The sequence below is a fragment of the Phenylobacterium sp. Root1290 genome (assembly GCF_001425305.1).
GTDB lineage: Bacteria > Pseudomonadota > Alphaproteobacteria > Caulobacterales > Caulobacteraceae > Phenylobacterium.
Genome location: NZ_LMEE01000004.1, coordinates 143955 through 159652, shown reverse-complemented (window position 1 = coordinate 159652; position 15698 = coordinate 143955). Strand labels below are relative to the sequence as shown.

The window sequence follows — 15698 nt, the reverse complement described above, 5'->3', positions numbered from 1 at the left end:
CTCAGCGGGCCTTCAGCTGGTAGACCGGCGTGAAATCCAGATCGGCGGCGGTGAAGATCGCGACCTCGGCGCCGGCCGCCTTGCGCAGCACCGGGGCGATGTCGGCCGATTGGCGAAGAGCGACGCTGGCGGCGTCGGACGGCTCGCTAAGCCAGCGCCTGTCTATCTCGCGGCCGGCCTCGGCCACGCCGGCTTCCAGCACCGACATCAGGACAGCGCCGCCAAACCGGTCCCAGAACCGCGTGTCGACCTCTCCGTCCATGCCCGAGCGGCCTTGAGGATCGGCGGCGGGCGAGGCCAGTTCGATGGCGACCCCGGCCGGTGTAACCGCGCGGGTCCAGACGATGAAAAGCCGCCGCTGCCCCTGGCGCAGGCCCGCGCGGTGCTCGCCGAGCACCCGGGTGCCTTTTTCCAGCAACACGACCGTCCCCGCCGACGAGTAGATGTCGTGTGCGACCAGGCAGCTGGCCTGGCCGGGCAAGGTGCTGTCGAGCGCCGTCTCCAGAATGCAGGGCAAGAGCGAGCCTGCGAGCAGCATCATGTTGAGGTCGCCCAGGGGCCGGGCCTGCAGGCGTGCGATCTTCCCGTTCGGGCGCGGCGCTTCGGGGTCGCCTGGCGGCGGGGAGCGGTCCGCCATGGCCGCAAATCCGGGCGACACTCGCTGCGCCGAGCGGTTGATCGCCAGCATGGAGGGTGGCGTCGGCGGCTGCTGGGGGCCGGTGACCGGCGCTGGGACCTGCTCGCCGCCCCCGCGCGGCAACGAGGCGAACACCTGACCCTCGTCTGACAACAGCAAGTCGGTCTGGTCAGGGCTCGGCGCAGGCTCTTTTGCGCGCACGGCTTCAAACGGAACGATCTGACGGGCGGCCTGGACGGGCGCGGGCTGCGGCTCGGCCCGCTCTCGGCTCGCGCCGGCCGCCGCCAGGGCGGCCAGGCCGGCGACCAGGGCGGCGACGAGAGGCAGACGTCCAGCTCCCAAGCCTCGCCACCCGCCGGCGATGGGAGAGATGGTCCGGTTCAGGGGGCGCTCGGTCCTTTGCGGCGGCCCCTCGATCGTCGCGGTCTCCTGGCTCATGGCAGCCGCTCCACGCTGCGTCTGATTTCTGGCGAGGCGGTGCCGGTGGCGGCGGTCTGGGCGCCCTGGCCATAGGCGCGGTTGAGGATGCAGAGCAGGGCGCGCCCGCGTCGCAGGCGCAGGGCCGGGGCCGTCTCGTGGACGACGACGAACTCGCCGCGGACATCGAAGCGCGCCAGGCGCTCAGCGCCGTCGGCGCCCAGGAGGTAGATCGCCGGCAGCGGGCGCGCTCCTGGGAACCGCAACACCGTGAAGCGGCCGTTGTCGGAGACTTCCGACGGCGCGAGCGCCTCATCGCCGGCCAGGACGTAGTCGAGATTGCGCGGGCCTTCGATCGCGCCGCGCTCCAATTGGAGGTCAATGACTTTGCGCTCAAGCGCCGCGGCCTGGGCGTCGATCGCGGTGGCGAGCCTGACGGCGTCTTGCCCAGGATGACGCAGGCGTACGGCGAAGAGCGCCCGCTCGCCCGGGCCCGCGACGAGCTCGAAATGATAGTGCCGTGCGGTTCCCGCCGAGGCCTGCGTCGTCACGATCAGGTTGGTGCTGGCGCGCGCGCTCTTGGGTTTGAGGAAGAGAACGCCGTCCTCGGCCACCACTTCCCAGCCGGCGGGATCTCCGAGCGCGGCATGGCGCACGCTCTCGCCCTCGCCAAACACCAGTTGGGTCGCTGTGCGCGGCCCCGTCGGAACGCGGACGACGCTGCCGGCCGCATAGTCGATCGTGCGGATGCGCGCGTCAGGCGGGGGCGTGGCCTCGGAGGGGGCGGCGTTGGCCGGCGAGGCCGCCAAGGCGAGGCCCGCGAGACCGGCCAGGAAATGCAGGCGAGGGCTCATCGGACCACCTCGGGATCGACGCGGTAGCTCGACACCTGGAAGCCGAGCGGATTGGCGAGGCGGTCGGCCTCGCGCATCGGCGCCTTGGCGTAGGAGAAGGCGAGCGTTGCGATCCAGTCGCTGGCTGCTTCCGGAGCCCCGCCCCGCCGGACCTTGCGATGAAAACGGATATTGGCCACGCCCGGCGCGATGAAGCTGATCGCCCGCACCTCCACCAGGGCCTCCGCGGCAGGGCCAAACTGCGTCTGCGGACTGAGCGGCTGACCTGCGCGATAGACGGAGGCCCAGCGCTGTTGCTCGGCCGCGCTCGACATCAGCGACACCTGCCGGAAGTCCGCTTCCGCCGCCGCGGGCAGCCACCCCTCCCGCGCACGGACGTAGGAGGCCAGGAAAGACTTGGTGACAGCCTCGTCATAGCTGCGCGCCTCGACGTCCTTCAGGGCCGTCATGACCTCGACGGCGCCCGTCGCACTGTCGACCCGCACGACGTAGGGCTCGACACGTTTGAGCGGGGTCAGCGCCGCCAGGGCCAGCACGCCGCAAAGCGCCAGCAGGCTGCTGGCGCCGGCTGCGGTCCAGGCGATGACGGCCGAGCGGCGGGCGTTGGCCAGCCGATCCTCATCCCAGCGCCGAGCTTCCGCGAAATAGGCGCGCAGCTCGTTGGCCCACACGCCGCTCACCAGGTGGCTCCACAATGCGGGCCGGCGATCGCCTGCAGCACCGAACCATGTGGATTGGCGGGGCGGGCCTGTCCCCGGCAGCCGGTTGGGCTGGCGCAGGCGCTCAGCGCCGGCGCGACCAGGAGGAAGGCGAGCAGGACTGCGAGCGGTCTCATCTGACGGTTCCTGTGGGGCGGATCGATCCGCTGGTGGAGGGGGGCAGGCGCGCGGGAGGGGCGGCGGGCGCGCCGCGCCAAGCGCTCGCGCCAGCGGTGGCGAAGTCGGCGATGCCGGCGCTGGCGCCGCCGGCGATGCCCGAAGCAATGGCCGGCGTCTGGAGGAAGAAGATCCCAGCCAGGATGGAGAGGGCGACGTAGTGCAGGCCCGCCATCATCGGATCGACCGCTTCGATCTGCGCCCATTGGGCGGCGACGAGGGCCAGGACCAGCTGTGCGACCGCCAGGATGAGGGCGAACAGAACAAGGTAGTTCACGGCCTGGCTGAGCCACCCGAAGAACCAGCGGCGCGTCGCCTCGAAGAGCGCGCAGGCGATGAAGATCGGACCAAGGGCGATCATCAGGGCGAGGGCGGACTTGGCGAGCACGACCACGCCAAAGCCGAGCGCCGCGGTCAACGCTCCTGCCAGGAAAACGACGCCGGCCGTGAACAACGGGCCAAGGTCCATCGGCGTGGCGCTCTGGGCGATCGTCTCTCCGAGCCAGGCCGCGCGGGAGAAATAGTCGTCGAAGGCGGCGCCTGGATCTTGCGCCGCGCCGCCGCTGGTGGCGCGCGCGAGCGTCAGGGGCAAGATCCGAAACAGCGGGTCTGCGACCCAGGGACCGTAGGCGACGCTTGTAGTAAGGGTGTGGATCACGGCCAGCTTGATCGAGCGCACCGCGAAGTCGGCCAGCGGCTCGGCGATCGCGCCGCGAAGGATCGCAAAGCCGTAGAGCATCACATAGAGAACCAGCGCCAAGCGCGTAGGGCCGGCGACTTCCTCGACCATGGCCGAGACGCCCTGGTTCAGAACCTCATCGAGCTTGGTGTCGATGAATCCGTAGGCCGGCCCAAACACCGTGAAGCTCATCGCGCGCGCCAGGCCGGCGTCCAGCCGGCCATCATTGGAAGCCCTGCCGGTAGATCTCGCGGCGCGCCTCGGAAGCGGCTCGCGCGCTCTCGCGATCGCGCTGGATTTGCAGGCGCTCCTCGGCCCTTTGGGCCATTTCCAGCCCCTGCATCCGCATCTGGTCGTTGGCGATCATCGCCTGCTCGGCGGCGAGCCGGGCCTGAATGTCCAACACCGCGCGGGCGTTGGAGGCGCCATCGAGCGCGCGGCCGATCTCGGCGAGACCTTCCATGCGCACGGCGCCGACTTCAGCCGCGGCGCGACCCAGCGCCACGTCGCGTGCGGCGCGATCACCGGCCGCCTCCAGTTCGCGGTCCACGCCGACGCCCGGCCTTGCGGAAAACAGCCGGTTGGCCTCGCGCACGACCTGAGCGGCCTCGCCAAGTTCGCCAAGCCCGGTGAAGTCGCCGCGGGCGGCTGCCACATAGGGCGCGATCTCGGGTACGAAGGCGCGCACCGTCGGATGGCTGAGCGCGGCGGCCAGGTCGCCGATATTCGAGGCTTGGTTGAATCCGTCATAGAGCCGCTGGGCTTCCATGACCTGGGACTTGAGCTCGTTGAGATGATCAAGAGCCGTACGCGCCTGCGCCAGCAGACTCGCATAGGCGGCCGGATCGTGAACGATCGCCTGGCTCTTCGCCGGGCCGGCGCCGGCCAGCAAGCCGGCGGCCAGCAGCACGCACGTGAACCTGCTCATGCAGTTCTCCTCTGAGCGATCTGGAATGGGATGAGCCACTGGGCCGGATCATCGCCGTGCTCGCGCCGCAGGCGCGCTGCGAGTTCGATGTTGGCGGTCCTGCCGGAGAGGACGGCGAGCTGATCATCGAGGCCGGTGAGATCGAGTTCGGCGACGACGCTGCCAGGGCCCTGCTTGATCAGGAAACGACGCCCTTCGGGTGAAAGCTCATGTCGGATCAGCGCGAACTCCCGTCCTGACAGCCCGAACCCCTCGACATAGTCGCGTTCAGACGCATTGGGATTGGGCAGGAAGATCTTGGTGGCGCACTGCTCGACCAGGGTGTGGGCGATCGGAGAGGCCAGTACGTCGGCCGGCGACTGGGTGCCCAGGACCATGAACGCGTCCTGTTTGCGGTAGGTCTTCAACCCGTCCTGCGCGAGCTCACGAAAAGCCTCGTCCCCAAGCGCCTTCCAGAATTCATCTATGTCGACAACCAGACGCTCGACGCCGACGAGCCTTTGCAGGCGGTGCATGAGGTAGAGCATGATCGGGGTGCGGGTTTCGGCGGTGTCGAGAAGACCGGTGACGTCGATCCCCACCAGGCGCGCCTCCAGCGAAAACTCGTCCGTGGGTCCGTCCAAGGCCCAGCCCAGAGCCTGGCCCGCACGCCAGCGCTCCAGCCGTGCGCCGACGCCTGCGCCGTCACTCTGGCCAAGCAGCGCCCGAAGCGCGCCGATTGAGCGCTGTTTGGCCGGCAGCGGAACGAACGCCGCAATGGCTGCGTCTATCGCGCGCTCATCGGAGGGCTGCAGGGGCGGGGCGCCTTCGGCGGCGACCATCGCGCGCACAAGCCTGCCTAGGAAGGCCTGGTCGAGCAGGGTCGCGCCCAGCGCCTTGAAGGGGGCGAGCCCGGTCGGAAGGCCAGGCTGCAAAGCCAGGTAGGTTCCGCCGCTGGCCCGGATGAAAATCTCAGCGCCGCGGTCCTTGTCGATGAAAATCTGGCGCGCCCCGAACCTCTCCAGCTGAGCGAGCAGGAAGTTCTGGATGACGGTCTTGCCCGAGCCTGTCGGCCCGCAGACGAACGTGTGGCCCACATCACCGACATGAAAATTGAAGGCGAACGGCGATCCCGCCGAGGTGCGCAGCAGAGCGACCGCCGGTCCCCAGTGATTGCCGCTCGCCTGGCCGCTGGGATGGGTGTGAAGCGGGGCGAAGGCCGCGAAATTGCGGCTGGTGATCGCCGCCGGTCTCAGTCGCGCGCGGAAATTGCCGGGAAACTGGGCCCAGAAGCCTGGCGCAAGGCCAAGGTCCTCGCGGGCGACGACGAGGCCGCCCTCAGCCATGAGCGCTCGGGCCCGAGAGAGATGATCGGCGAGCTCGACGGGGCTCTGCCCGTAAACCAGCACCGAGGCTTGATGGTGGCCAAGCACGAAGCGGTTTGAAACCAGATCGTCCAGGCCCAACGCCAGATCTGCGACCTGGGACGCGGCCCGGTCCTTGGCTGATGTCATCTGGTTCTGCTTGCGCTCCAAGAGAGCGCGGGCCGCAGGCTTGCCCAGGAAGGCGAACGACTGGGCGATCACCAGCGGGAAGGGCGCGTGCAGCAGACCATTCCACAGGCCAGGCCGGGTGGAGGCCGGATACTCCTTCACGCCAAGCAGTCCAGCGAAGCGTTCCTCGGTCACATCTCGGATTTCGAGCGCCTCGCGCCCGAAGATCAGCCGCGCCGAATAGGCCGCTGCGCCCAGGTGGCCCCGCACGAGCGGCGCGCGCGCGGATTCGCCGGTGAGGAGAAGCCGCACCAGCTCCATCGGCTGGGAGAAGCAAAGACCATCGCGGCTATAGGTCTCCAGCGCGCTCGGCTTGTAGCGGGCGAGGTGCTGCGCAAGATCGCGGCCGGCTTCTTCCAGGCGTCCAGGGTCGGCGGCCAGGCGCTGCGATTTTGGGCCCGGATGAAGGACGAGGCTCAGATAGAGCTCGTTGACGAAGAGCCGGCTCCTTTGCAGGCGAGCGCGATAGGCCTGATCGAGCTCGGCGGCGAAGCGCGAGCGGAAGACGCCCGCGGGATCGATCGGCGCAGGGCGTCGCACCAGGTGCTGCCACACAGCCAGGCGCTCGGAGGCGATGTTTCGCCAGACGGTGTTGAGACGCTCGTGCAGATCATTGAGCTCGCGCTCATCGGCGGTCTCGAACGCTGCGCCTTCCAAGCGGTAGCAAAGCATCAGCGAGCCGTCGTCCAGCGCCACCATCTGCGGGCTGACGTGCCGGGCATAGGGCAACTGCGCCACGCGGCCGGGCGAAGGGCGTGAACCGAGCGCCATGGCGGGGGGCTGGTCAGCCACGGGCGCGCCTCGCAAGCTGGCTATGCACCGCCAGGGGATCTGGCGACGATCCGCCCCAGAGCCCGGTCCCGCCGACCTTGGCGCGCGCGGCCAGCCCCAGATAGAGAACGCGAAATGCGTTGGCGTCGTTGGCGCAGATCGCGCGGCAGACCAGATGGAGGCTTGGGGCGACCAGCAGGTAGAGCAGGGAGCCTGCGGCCAGGAAGGCGAGCGCCGAGACGATGAGGGTGACCCCGACGGCCTCCATCGGCGCGCCGAACACCATGGCCGGTCGCGTACAGGCGAGGAACAGGATGTCCTCGGTCAGGCTTTGGCGCGGCGCGTTCACCCTCAGCCGCCCGTAATCATGTCGACGATCGTGGTCGCGCCGAAGATCACGATGATGCCCACGACCACGGTGCCGGCCCGACGAAGATCGAGGTGCCCGAACATCCAGGCGATCCCGGTGAGGATCACCGCAAGGACCGCCAGTCCGCGGACGATGCCGCTGTTGAGCAGATCGATGATGTTCTGGATGAAAGCGCCAAGGTCGGCGCCGGTCCCTGGCGTCTGGGCCAGGGCCGGGCTCGCCGCGCTCGCGATAAGCACAGCCAGGACCAGGGGGCGGACAAGACATGCGCTCACGGGCGAACTCCTTGAGGGAATGAAATGACGAAGCTGATCGAAAGGGGCGGCGCGGAGAGTCCCTGCGCGGGCGTCTCAGGCGCGCGCCCCGCGCGCGCCGCCTTGTCCATGCGCTCGGACGCGGCGAGGACCTTGGCGACATAGCCATTGGTGAGGCCCCGTCGCGGGTGACCGGTGTTGTAGATCGACAGGGCGGTGCGCAACGCCGTTTGCGGCGGCTCTCCGCGCCTGATCGCCTGCGCGTACGCTTCGCGCAGAATGACCGCCGCCGCTGCGAGATTGCGGCAAGGGTCAAAGGCGTCATCGAGCGAAAGGCCGAGCCGCCGAAGGTTGCCGATATTGATCTGCGCCAGGCCCAGGTCGATGCTCGCTCCCTCGGCGATAAGGCTGGCGGCCAGCGAGCGCGCGCTATTGCGATCAACGGCCGGCAGGGCGCGGGGCGCTGGGCCGTTTACGCCGATGGCGAGGGGATTGAAGCTGCTCTCGACCTCGATGATCGCAAGCAGCGTCTGAGGCGCTACGTTCGGAGCGCATCGCTCGGCCACGAGCGCGCTCTCGGCAAGTTCGAGCATCACGTGCGCTCGCGGCCGGCCTGGACGTATGTCGTCTGTTGTTCCATGTGCGCCTCCCACCCGCAGGTTGGATCGGAAGCGGCAGGCGAGGCGATGCGTAAGGCTACCTGCTCAGGGCAGGTAAACTTACGGGTCGATCTTCCCGATCAGGCCAAGTTCCAGCGCTCTCAGCACGGCTTGGAAACGTGTGCGCACGCCCAGGTGCAGGCAGATCTTCGCCAGATGCCCTTCGACCGTGCGATGCGAAATGCCGATGATGCCGGCGATATCGTGCGAGCTTTTGCCGGCCTGGACCCAGGCCAGGCACTGCAGTTGCCGGATAGTGATCGGAGACGGATCTGCGAGGACGCCGTCGAGCCGCGGAGCGGCGTCTTTGAGAAGGATCATCTGGCGCTCCCTGGTTCTGGAGTGGCGCCCGCGAGCTTCACTGTCGCGCCGAGAGGACGCAATTCCGCAGATTTCACGTAGTGAAATTGCAGTAGGGGCGGCGCGGTCGGGAGCGCTGTCGTCGACGTTCCGGTTGGGAAGTCGATCGCAATGGCAGCGCCCGGGCGCGCCGCCGACAGCCAGCGATCTTACGTTTCGTCGTCGTCGTCCTTGGGGTCCGCGTCAGGAGGCGTCCCGGAGAGCCACTCGTCAGCGATAGCGCGCCGTTTCTTGGCGACATCTCCGAGGTCCTCATAGGCTCGGGAGAACGCATCGATGAGCGTCACGGGGTCCATGAGCCGTAGATCATCGGGAGAGGCCGCACAAAAGCGCTTGAGCGCCAGGGCGTTGATCAGCAGCGGTTTGTGATCGGCGCATTGGTCCGCCAGGCCGGCCTCGCCCAGATAGACTTCGACCACGACGCCAAGGGGGTCGCTGTTAGTCACGACCGCGAACCGGAACAGCTTCTCGAGTTTGATCTCACCGTCGCCGGCCTCGAAGCGCTCGTAGGACCGGAGCGACATGCCCATGGCGCGTGCGGTCTGCCGAACCGCCAGGCCCCGCCGTTTGCGTATCGTCCGAAACGCGGCGCCGAGCAGGCGACGCTGCGTCGTGCGGTCAGTAAATCGGGGAAACATGCACTCGCCGCTGCTGGTCGTTGGCTAAAACCTCTGCGCGAGCCGCACCGAGCTTCGCGCCTTAAACGATAGTATCATGGCGGCCTGCAGCGGCGATTATCAATCTGAAATCCGGATGCCGCACTTGTGTAAATGTGCTCGTCAGCCGCCAGTTTTTGGCGGGGTTTCCGTCAAGCTGAGGCTTGAACTGGTAATCACCGCGGTCCACGCCATCTATTGGCATCTGTTTTCAGACTGCATGCCCAAATTGGTCGGGTCGTTCAGAACCAGATTCTCTGTCTTGCGCGCTCTCGGCCCATGTTTTCACTGCGGACATCTGGCGCTCCCACGTCCAGGGCGTTGACGTCTAGGCGCCAACTCGCCACGGGCGGAACCGTTTTTGCCGCGGGCTTACTGCCAGTTGACCCTGGTCGGCGGCGCAGCGGATATGGGGCGTCCCCACGACAGCTGGACGCCTTTCGGACTGATCACCGGAAACGTCGACGAGCTCTGCGGGATCAGCCAGAACGTGCGGCAGCGGCCTCGGAACCGCCCAGTCTCCTCCCGGAGATGCCGGCGTTCTGGACCCTGACGGGCCGCGCCTCTCAAGCGGTTTTTGCGCCGGTCCGGCAAGGGGCGGACTTAACCTTTGATGTGGCCGTCAAACCCGCCCGACCGGGAAAGCTTGCAAACCCGACAGATGGAGCGGCGCAGGAGGAACATTGGGCTTCACACGCCTCTTTTCGGTGCAGCAACCGAAAGAGCTGAACATGTCCATTGTCGGCAAAGTCTTGGGCGCGATCACGCCTCCCGAGAGCGAAAAGCGGCGTGCCGAGGCGACATTGAAGGCCCGCCAAGCCGCCACGCCGGGCGACTGGCTATCCATGGCGCTGGATCACCATGGCCAGATCAGGAGCGCATTTGAGGCCTGTCGCACGGCCAAGCCGCAAGCGCGGCCCCAAGCCATGATGGCCTTGGCCGTCGTTCTCAATGGACATGCCCTGGCTGAGGAAGTCGTGCTCTACCCCGCGCTTGCGAAGGCGGGCGAGAAGGCTCACGCCGCGCTGGCCTATACCGAACAGACCACTGCGAAGATGCAGATGGCCGAGTTGGAACGCATCGACCCTTCGGATCAAGCTTGGCTGGACAAGGTCGAGCATATTCGCGGAGCTGTCCTCCACCACATGTTCGAGGAAGAGGGCTCCTGGTTCCTGGCCCTGAAGGCTGACTACGACGACCAGGCTTTCCTGACCCGGCGGTTCGCCGAGGAGTACGCGCGCTATGTGGACGGCGCTGAGCGGCTGCCCACCGGGGCTCTGCATGAAATTCGCTCCTTCGAGGAACCCGGCGCAGAACGGCCTCCGCTCTAGCTGCCGCGATTGGGTTCGTCGTGATGGCGGGCCGCTGAGATCGGGCGAGGGCCAAGGCTGGGCCGACGATGCGCAATCCTGAGGCTGCAGCCCTAAGCGAGCGAGATCTCGATCGCGGCGTAAAACACCTCATGTGGGACGCCGCTTTTGCGACTGCGGTCGGGGCGTTGAACTCCGGCGTCGTGCTCGTGGCCTATGCGCTCTACTTCGATGCTTCCAACAAGGTGGTCGGATTCATCGCCGCCATCCCGCTTCTCACGCAATTGTTGCAGGCGCCCGCCGTGCTTCTGGTCGAGCGGCTGCGTCGGCGCCGGCTCATCTGCGTAGCCTCTCTTTTTGTAGCCAGACTCGCCCTGCCGATAATGGCTGTGCTGTCCTGGATTCCAGACAAGGGCCTTGCGCTCGGCCTGCTGATCCTCGCCGAAACCATCCACTGCTCCTTCAACGCCGTGGCGGCCTGTAGTTGGAACTCCTGGGTCCGGGACCTCGTGCCCGAGGACAGACTGGGGCGGTTCTTCGCGCACCGGACAATCTGGGCGACGGCGATCGGCCTGGCGGGCACCATCCTCGCCGGCCTGGCGCTCGAACGCGCAGGCGACGGCGGGCCAAGCCCGGTCTTCTTCGCCCTCTACGCCGGAGGATTTCTAGCGAGCCTGTTCTCCACCTGGCATCTGGCCCAGGTCCCCGAGCAACTGATGGCTCCGCTCGAAGTGCGGCTCAACCTGCGCAAGCTTCTGCGTCAGCCGCTGCGTGATCGCAATTTTAGGCGGTTCATCATGTTCCTGGCCAGCTGGCAGTTCGCCGTTAACTTCGCCACCCCGTTCTTCACCGTTTACTTCCTCCAGCAGCTCGGCTTTGGGATGGCTTTCGTGATGACCCTCACAGTGGTCAGCCAGGCGGCCAACATCGGCGTGCTGCGCGCCTGGGGGCGCGTCAGCGACCGCTTTTCCAACAAGACAGCGCTCGGCGCCGCCGCCCCCGTCTTTATTGCGTGCATAGCAGCGATGGTGGTCGCCTCGCAGATCGAGAGCCGGGCGACCTTAAGCGCCTACCTGATCGCCCTGCACATCGTGTTCGGCGCATCGGCCGCAGGCGTCGGGCTGGCGTCAAGCGCGCTCGCCATGAAGCTGGCGCCGCGGGGCGCGGCGACCCCTTACGTGGCAGCCAGCGCCTTCCTGGGCGCCATGGCCGCGGGCGTGGCCCCGGTCATCGGAGGGCTCTGGGCCGACTTCTTCGCCGCCCGCGAACTGGGGCTCAACGTTCACTGGCGCGACCCCGCCGGCCTTCGCACCGTCTTCGCTTTCAGCCTGACAAACTGGGATTTCTACTTTCTCGCCGCCGCGCTCATGGGCGTATATGCGCTTCATCGGCTCAGCATGATTGACGAGCCCGGCGAAGTGCCCCGCCAAAGGCTGGTTGAAGAGGCCTTCCTGCGGGCCAGGGAAGGCCTGCGCAATGCTTCCCCCGTCGCGGGGCTGCGCGCCTTGAGCACGTTCCCAGGCGGATCACTGATCGACTTCAATCAGCGCCGGCAGGCGTTCAAGTCCATGTGGCGCGAGGCCAGCGCAGCGCGAGTCGTCTGGAGACACGGGTCGCCGCAAAATGACGATCCCTAGGGCATGTCGCCGAAGCCGCGCCTCTGCAGGACCGCGGACCACAGCCGAAGGCGCTGACGAGCCAGGGGCGGCATGTCCGGCGGCTGTTGTGCGAGAATCTCGGCGAGCGCCGACATCGGCGCGCCCCCACGTTCAGCGTACTTCGCCACGAGTACATCGACCTCCGCACCAAGCTGGCAGAGCTCCTCTGGCCCACAGAGGGCGAGAAGGGTCTCCGACAGCATCTGCTCAAGCGTGAGGTTCTGCACCTCGTCGGCGTCAGACATCGCCGGCCTCCAACAAGTCCGGCTCCCGCCGCTCGAAGCTCGCTGGCCTCTCGGCGTTGGCGGCGATGCGGCGGAAGGCTGTCAGCGCCTGCCCGATCACCTGATCCATGTTGTAGTAGCGATAGGTCGCCAGCCGCCCGACGAATGTGACATCGCGCTGAGCCAACGCCAGCGCCTCGTAACGCTTGTAGAGAACCTGGTTCTCCTCTCGCGGGATCGGATAATAGGGATCTCCGTCAGCCTGGGGATATTCATAGGTGATCGTGGTCTTCGGGTGGTCCTGACCAGTGATGTGTTTGTATTCGCTGATGCGCGTGTAAGGGGTGGCTTCGCTCGGGTAGTTCACGGTGCCGACGGGCTGGAACCAGGGCTGATCAAGCGAAACGTGCCGGAAGGACAGACTGCGATAGGGCAGAGGGCCGAAGCGGTGATCGAAATATTCGTCGACCGGTCCTGTGAATACGGTGTGGTCGTATGCGCCTTCCGCGCGAACATCCCCGAAGTCGACGCCGGTCTCGACGGTGATCAAAGGATGATCGAGCATGTTCTCGAACATGCGCGTGTAACCAGCCGCAGGCATCGCTTGAAAGCTGTCGGTGAAATATCGATCATCGACGTTCGTGCGCGTCGGAACACGCGCGGTGACGGACTTGTCCAATTGGGAGGGGTCTAGTCCCCACTGTTTGCGGGTGTACCCTTGGAAGAACCGTTCGTAGAGATCTCGCCCTATTTTCGAGACGACGACATCCTCCGAGGTGCGAATACGTGAGACGGGCTGCGCCTTGCTGGCGAGAAAAGCCTCCGCCTGCTCGTCGGTGGAAAGCGAGAGACCGTAGAGCTTGTTCAGCGTCGTCCTGTTGATCGGCATCGGTACGATCAGACCCTCGCCAAGGTCAGCGAGCACGCGGTGCTCGTACGGCCGCCAACGGGTGAAGGCCGAAAGGTACCGGACGATTTCGTCCGAGTTGGTATGGAAGATGTGCGGCCCATAGCGGTGCATCAGCACGCCTGCGCCGTCGATCTCATCGAAGGCGTTGCCGCCGATGTGAGGACGCTTGTCGATTACCCGCACGCGCCGCCCCAGTCGCCGGGCCAGCCGCTCGGCCAGGACCGCGCCGGCAAAGCCTGCGCCGACGATAAGATGCTCGAAGGGTGAGCGGCGAGAAGAGGTGAGGATCGCGGGACGGCTCGCGGCGAAAATGGCGCCGGTGAGCGCGCTCTGCCGGTTCGCTCCGATCGCCTGCACGATGTGATCCATCATGCCTTGAAAAGAGTGGTCCCAGGAAAGCGATGAAAGAGCATCGTCGGCCTGCGCCTGCCAGGCGCCGCCGAGGCCTGTCGTCAGGAACGCCTCGCAGGCCTGCACAAATGCTTCAGGCGCGCCGGCGACTTTCACGCCTTCAAGGTCGCCGTAGTGGCGCATGACGTCGGCGATCGGCGTGGAGACAACCGGCCGGCCGCCTGCCAGATACTCCGGCGTCTTGGTTGGACTGATGAAACGCGTAGACTCGTTGATGGCGAAAGGCATGAGCGCCACATCCCAGCCTGCAAGGTAAGCCGGCAGCTGGTCGTAAGTCTTCGCACCGAGGTAATGGATGTTCGGCCGGCGCGGCAGGTCGGCCTCGTCTATTTTGACCACAGGACCGAGCATCATCAGCGACCAGTCTGGGCGTGCGTCAGCCACGGCGGCGAGCAGATCAAGGTCCATGCGCTCGTCGATGACGCCGTAGAACCCGAGCCTTGGATGCGCCACAGCGACTTGATCATCAGGCTCAGGCAAGACGCCGCGCGCCTGAGCGAAGTGATGGCGATCGACACTGGAAGGGAAGGGGTGGATGTTGGCGTGACGGGACTGTTTGGCCTCGTAGAGGCTGTAGCCCCCGGTGAAGACCACGTCCGCCAAGGCCAGTAGCTCGCTCTCCAGCTCAAGCAGTTGAGGCGGAGAGAATTTGAAGGCCGACAATTCATCCATGCAGTCATAGACCGTGCAGATGCTCGCCAGATGGCGGGAGAAGGCCAGCATCATCGGTGTGTAGTACCAGCGGACTAGCTCGCCCGGTTGATGGGCCAAGACCCCGTCAAGGAGAGTTCTGAGGACCCCGTTCTGAGCGGTTTCGTCCAGTCCTGTCGGCAGGTTCGGCGTTGCGAGCATCACGCCGGTGCGCTCGCATACGCGTGTGTGCAGGGAGGGCTCGACGTTGCTGGGGCCAAAAAGAGGTTCTTCCCAGAAAATGACCCTTCCAGTCCGCGCAAAGCGCGACATCAGATGCTGCGGCCGCTGGAACACGAAATCCCAACGTAGGTGGGAAAAACAGATCAGAGTGCGTGGAGGGGCGATGTAGGGCGACTCCGACAGGGACCGCGCGCCCTCCGCCGATGCAAAACGGATCGTATCCATGCGCTCGTCCTTTAAGCTGGCGCCTGGGCGGCGCGTTGAAGGCGTGGAAGTGCCGCCGCGTGCATTACGCCGCAGCACGGCTTTGATCGGCCGCTCCGAATCGATTGCTTCGACGCCAGCGAAGCGCATCGCGCACAATGGTCTCCAGGTCGGATTGTTGCGCGCGCCAACCCAGCAGGCTGGCTATTCGCTCGGGCGCCGCCACCAGGCTCGCCGGATCGCCAGGCCGACGTAGGCCCAGGCTGCGAGGCGTCGGGACGCCGGTCTCGCGCTCGATCGCCGCGATGACTTCGAAAACAGAGCGGCCGACTCCTGTGCCGACGTTAAGCGCCTCAAATCGACCGGGCTCAAAAACGGCTTCTACGGCGGCCAAGTGGGCGCTGGAGAGATCCGACACATGAATATAGTCGCGCAGGCAGGTGCCGTCCGGCGTGGGAAAGTCGGTCCCAAAAACTGTCAGGGGCGCGCCAAGTCCAAGCGCGGCCTCGATCGCCAGAGGGATCAGATGCGTCTCAGGTTCGTGCGCCTCGCCAATCACCGCCGAGGCGTCGGCGCCAGCGGCGTTGAAGTAGCGCAATGCGACCGCGCTGATCCCAAAGGCTCGTGCGTAGGCGGCGATCATTCGCTCGCATGCGAGCTTGGTGTCGCCATAGGGACTGGCTGGATCCTTCGAGGCGCCCTCGCTCAGCGTCGAGCCGACTGAACCCGCGCCAGGTGCGCCATAGACCGCCGCAGACGAAGAGAAGACGAGGCGGGGAACCCCGCAAGCTCTCATGGCGTCGAGCAAACGCGCGGTGCCGCCCACATTATGGTCATAGAACAGGTCTGGCCGCGTCATCGAACGTCCGACCTCGATGAGGCTGGCGAAATGAATGACGGCGGTGACCTCGTGAGTGCTCATCGCTTCGCGCAGCGCGCGCTCGTCGCGAATGTCGCCATGGAGGAGGGGCCCCCATCGCACGGCGGCGCGGTGCCCGGAAGACAGGTTGTCGAAGACGATCGGCCGGTAGCCGCGGGCCGCTAGGGCCTTGGCGGTGTGAGAACCAATGTAGCCGGCTCCGCCGACCACCAACACCCTGTCGCCATCGTGCGCTG

17 protein-coding genes are annotated in these 15698 nt (G+C 66.5%); 2 read left to right on the top strand and 15 right to left on the bottom strand.

All coding sequences use genetic code 11. From position 1 onward, the window contains the following. Nucleotide 1: 1 nt before the first annotated feature. The 12 genes from ASC79_RS21400 to ASC79_RS18890 form a co-directional block, all read right to left on the bottom strand. Entirely contained in the window at nucleotides 2-1075 is a 1074-nt protein-coding gene (locus ASC79_RS21400; protein ID WP_056026060.1) for a TrbI/VirB10 family protein, read from the bottom strand. Then, the gene (locus ASC79_RS18935; RefSeq protein ID WP_056026058.1) at nucleotides 1072-1908 is read right to left on the bottom strand and encodes a TrbG/VirB9 family P-type conjugative transfer protein; all 837 of its coding nucleotides are present in this window, start codon (nucleotides 1906-1908) and stop codon (nucleotides 1072-1074) included. Before ASC79_RS18935 ends, ASC79_RS21400 begins: the two co-directional genes overlap by 4 nt. Next, nucleotides 1905-2588: a virB8 family protein gene (locus ASC79_RS18930; protein ID WP_056026056.1), complete on the bottom strand. Its 684-nt coding sequence runs from the start codon at nucleotides 2586-2588 to the stop codon at nucleotides 1905-1907. Before ASC79_RS18930 ends, ASC79_RS18935 begins: the two co-directional genes overlap by 4 nt. Further along, nucleotides 2585-2743, bottom strand: a complete 159-nt coding sequence (locus ASC79_RS21215; RefSeq protein ID WP_156378489.1) for a hypothetical protein — start codon at nucleotides 2741-2743, stop codon at nucleotides 2585-2587. Before ASC79_RS21215 ends, ASC79_RS18930 begins: the two co-directional genes overlap by 4 nt. After that, nucleotides 2740-3654 carry a type IV secretion system protein gene (locus ASC79_RS18925; RefSeq protein WP_056026054.1) on the bottom strand — a complete coding sequence of 305 codons (915 nt, stop codon included), beginning with the start codon at nucleotides 3652-3654 and terminating at the stop codon, nucleotides 2740-2742. The genes ASC79_RS21215 and ASC79_RS18925 overlap by 4 nt, the downstream gene beginning before the upstream one ends. 31 nt (nucleotides 3655-3685) lie before the next feature. Continuing rightward, nucleotides 3686-4390: a type IV secretion system protein gene (locus ASC79_RS18920; protein ID WP_056026052.1), complete on the bottom strand. Its 705-nt coding sequence runs from the start codon at nucleotides 4388-4390 to the stop codon at nucleotides 3686-3688. After that, a complete protein-coding gene (locus ASC79_RS18915; RefSeq protein ID WP_235528829.1) occupies nucleotides 4387-6714 on the bottom strand; it encodes a VirB4 family type IV secretion/conjugal transfer ATPase in 2328 nt (775 codons plus the stop codon). Before ASC79_RS18915 ends, ASC79_RS18920 begins: the two co-directional genes overlap by 4 nt. Further along, the gene (locus ASC79_RS18910) at nucleotides 6707-7042 is read right to left on the bottom strand and encodes a type IV secretion system protein VirB3 (RefSeq protein WP_082532258.1); all 336 of its coding nucleotides are present in this window, start codon (nucleotides 7040-7042) and stop codon (nucleotides 6707-6709) included. The genes ASC79_RS18915 and ASC79_RS18910 overlap by 8 nt, the downstream gene beginning before the upstream one ends. Before the next feature lie 2 nt (nucleotides 7043-7044). Beyond that, nucleotides 7045-7338 carry a TrbC/VirB2 family protein gene (locus ASC79_RS18905; protein WP_056026048.1) on the bottom strand — a complete coding sequence of 98 codons (294 nt, stop codon included), beginning with the start codon at nucleotides 7336-7338 and terminating at the stop codon, nucleotides 7045-7047. Beyond that, nucleotides 7335-7910 carry a lytic transglycosylase domain-containing protein gene (locus ASC79_RS18900; protein ID WP_082532257.1) on the bottom strand — a complete coding sequence of 192 codons (576 nt, stop codon included), beginning with the start codon at nucleotides 7908-7910 and terminating at the stop codon, nucleotides 7335-7337. The genes ASC79_RS18905 and ASC79_RS18900 overlap by 4 nt, the downstream gene beginning before the upstream one ends. 126 nt (nucleotides 7911-8036) lie before the next feature. Continuing rightward, nucleotides 8037-8297: a helix-turn-helix transcriptional regulator gene (locus tag ASC79_RS18895; protein WP_200937244.1), complete on the bottom strand. Its 261-nt coding sequence runs from the start codon at nucleotides 8295-8297 to the stop codon at nucleotides 8037-8039. Between the two features lie 188 nt (nucleotides 8298-8485). Then, nucleotides 8486-8974 (bottom strand): helix-turn-helix domain-containing protein, encoded by a 489-nt coding sequence (locus ASC79_RS18890; RefSeq protein ID WP_082532256.1) that lies wholly within the window; start codon nucleotides 8972-8974, stop codon nucleotides 8486-8488. A gap of 701 nt (nucleotides 8975-9675) precedes the next feature. Between ASC79_RS18890 and ASC79_RS18885 the strand changes: the two genes are divergently transcribed. Together ASC79_RS18885 and ASC79_RS18880 are read left to right on the top strand one after the other, a co-directional pair. Next, a complete protein-coding gene (locus ASC79_RS18885; RefSeq protein ID WP_235528828.1) occupies nucleotides 9676-10323 on the top strand; it encodes a hemerythrin domain-containing protein in 648 nt (215 codons plus the stop codon). 68 nt (nucleotides 10324-10391) lie between these two features. Further along, nucleotides 10392-11939, top strand: a complete 1548-nt coding sequence (locus ASC79_RS18880) for an MFS transporter (RefSeq protein WP_082532255.1) — start codon at nucleotides 10392-10394, stop codon at nucleotides 11937-11939. Here the strand turns inward: ASC79_RS18880 and ASC79_RS18875 are convergent. Genes ASC79_RS18875 through galE form a run of 3 tightly spaced genes read right to left on the bottom strand, consistent with a single transcriptional unit; the run spans nucleotide 11936 to nucleotide 15678 of the window. Next, on the bottom strand, nucleotides 11936-12205 hold the full coding sequence (locus tag ASC79_RS18875; protein WP_056026041.1) for a hypothetical protein: 270 nt from the start codon (nucleotides 12203-12205) through the stop codon (nucleotides 11936-11938). The two genes, ASC79_RS18880 and ASC79_RS18875, sit on opposite strands and share 4 nt — an antisense overlap. Then, nucleotides 12198-14732, bottom strand: coding sequence for a UDP-galactopyranose mutase (gene glf / locus ASC79_RS18870; protein ID WP_235528827.1), 2535 nt, complete (start codon nucleotides 14730-14732; stop codon nucleotides 12198-12200). Before glf ends, ASC79_RS18875 begins: the two co-directional genes overlap by 8 nt. Further along, complete coding sequence (gene galE / locus ASC79_RS18865; RefSeq protein ID WP_235528879.1) at nucleotides 14668-15678, bottom strand: UDP-glucose 4-epimerase GalE; 1011 nt, start codon at nucleotides 15676-15678, stop codon at nucleotides 14668-14670. The genes glf and galE overlap by 65 nt, the downstream gene beginning before the upstream one ends. Nucleotides 15679-15698 lie beyond the last annotated feature (20 nt).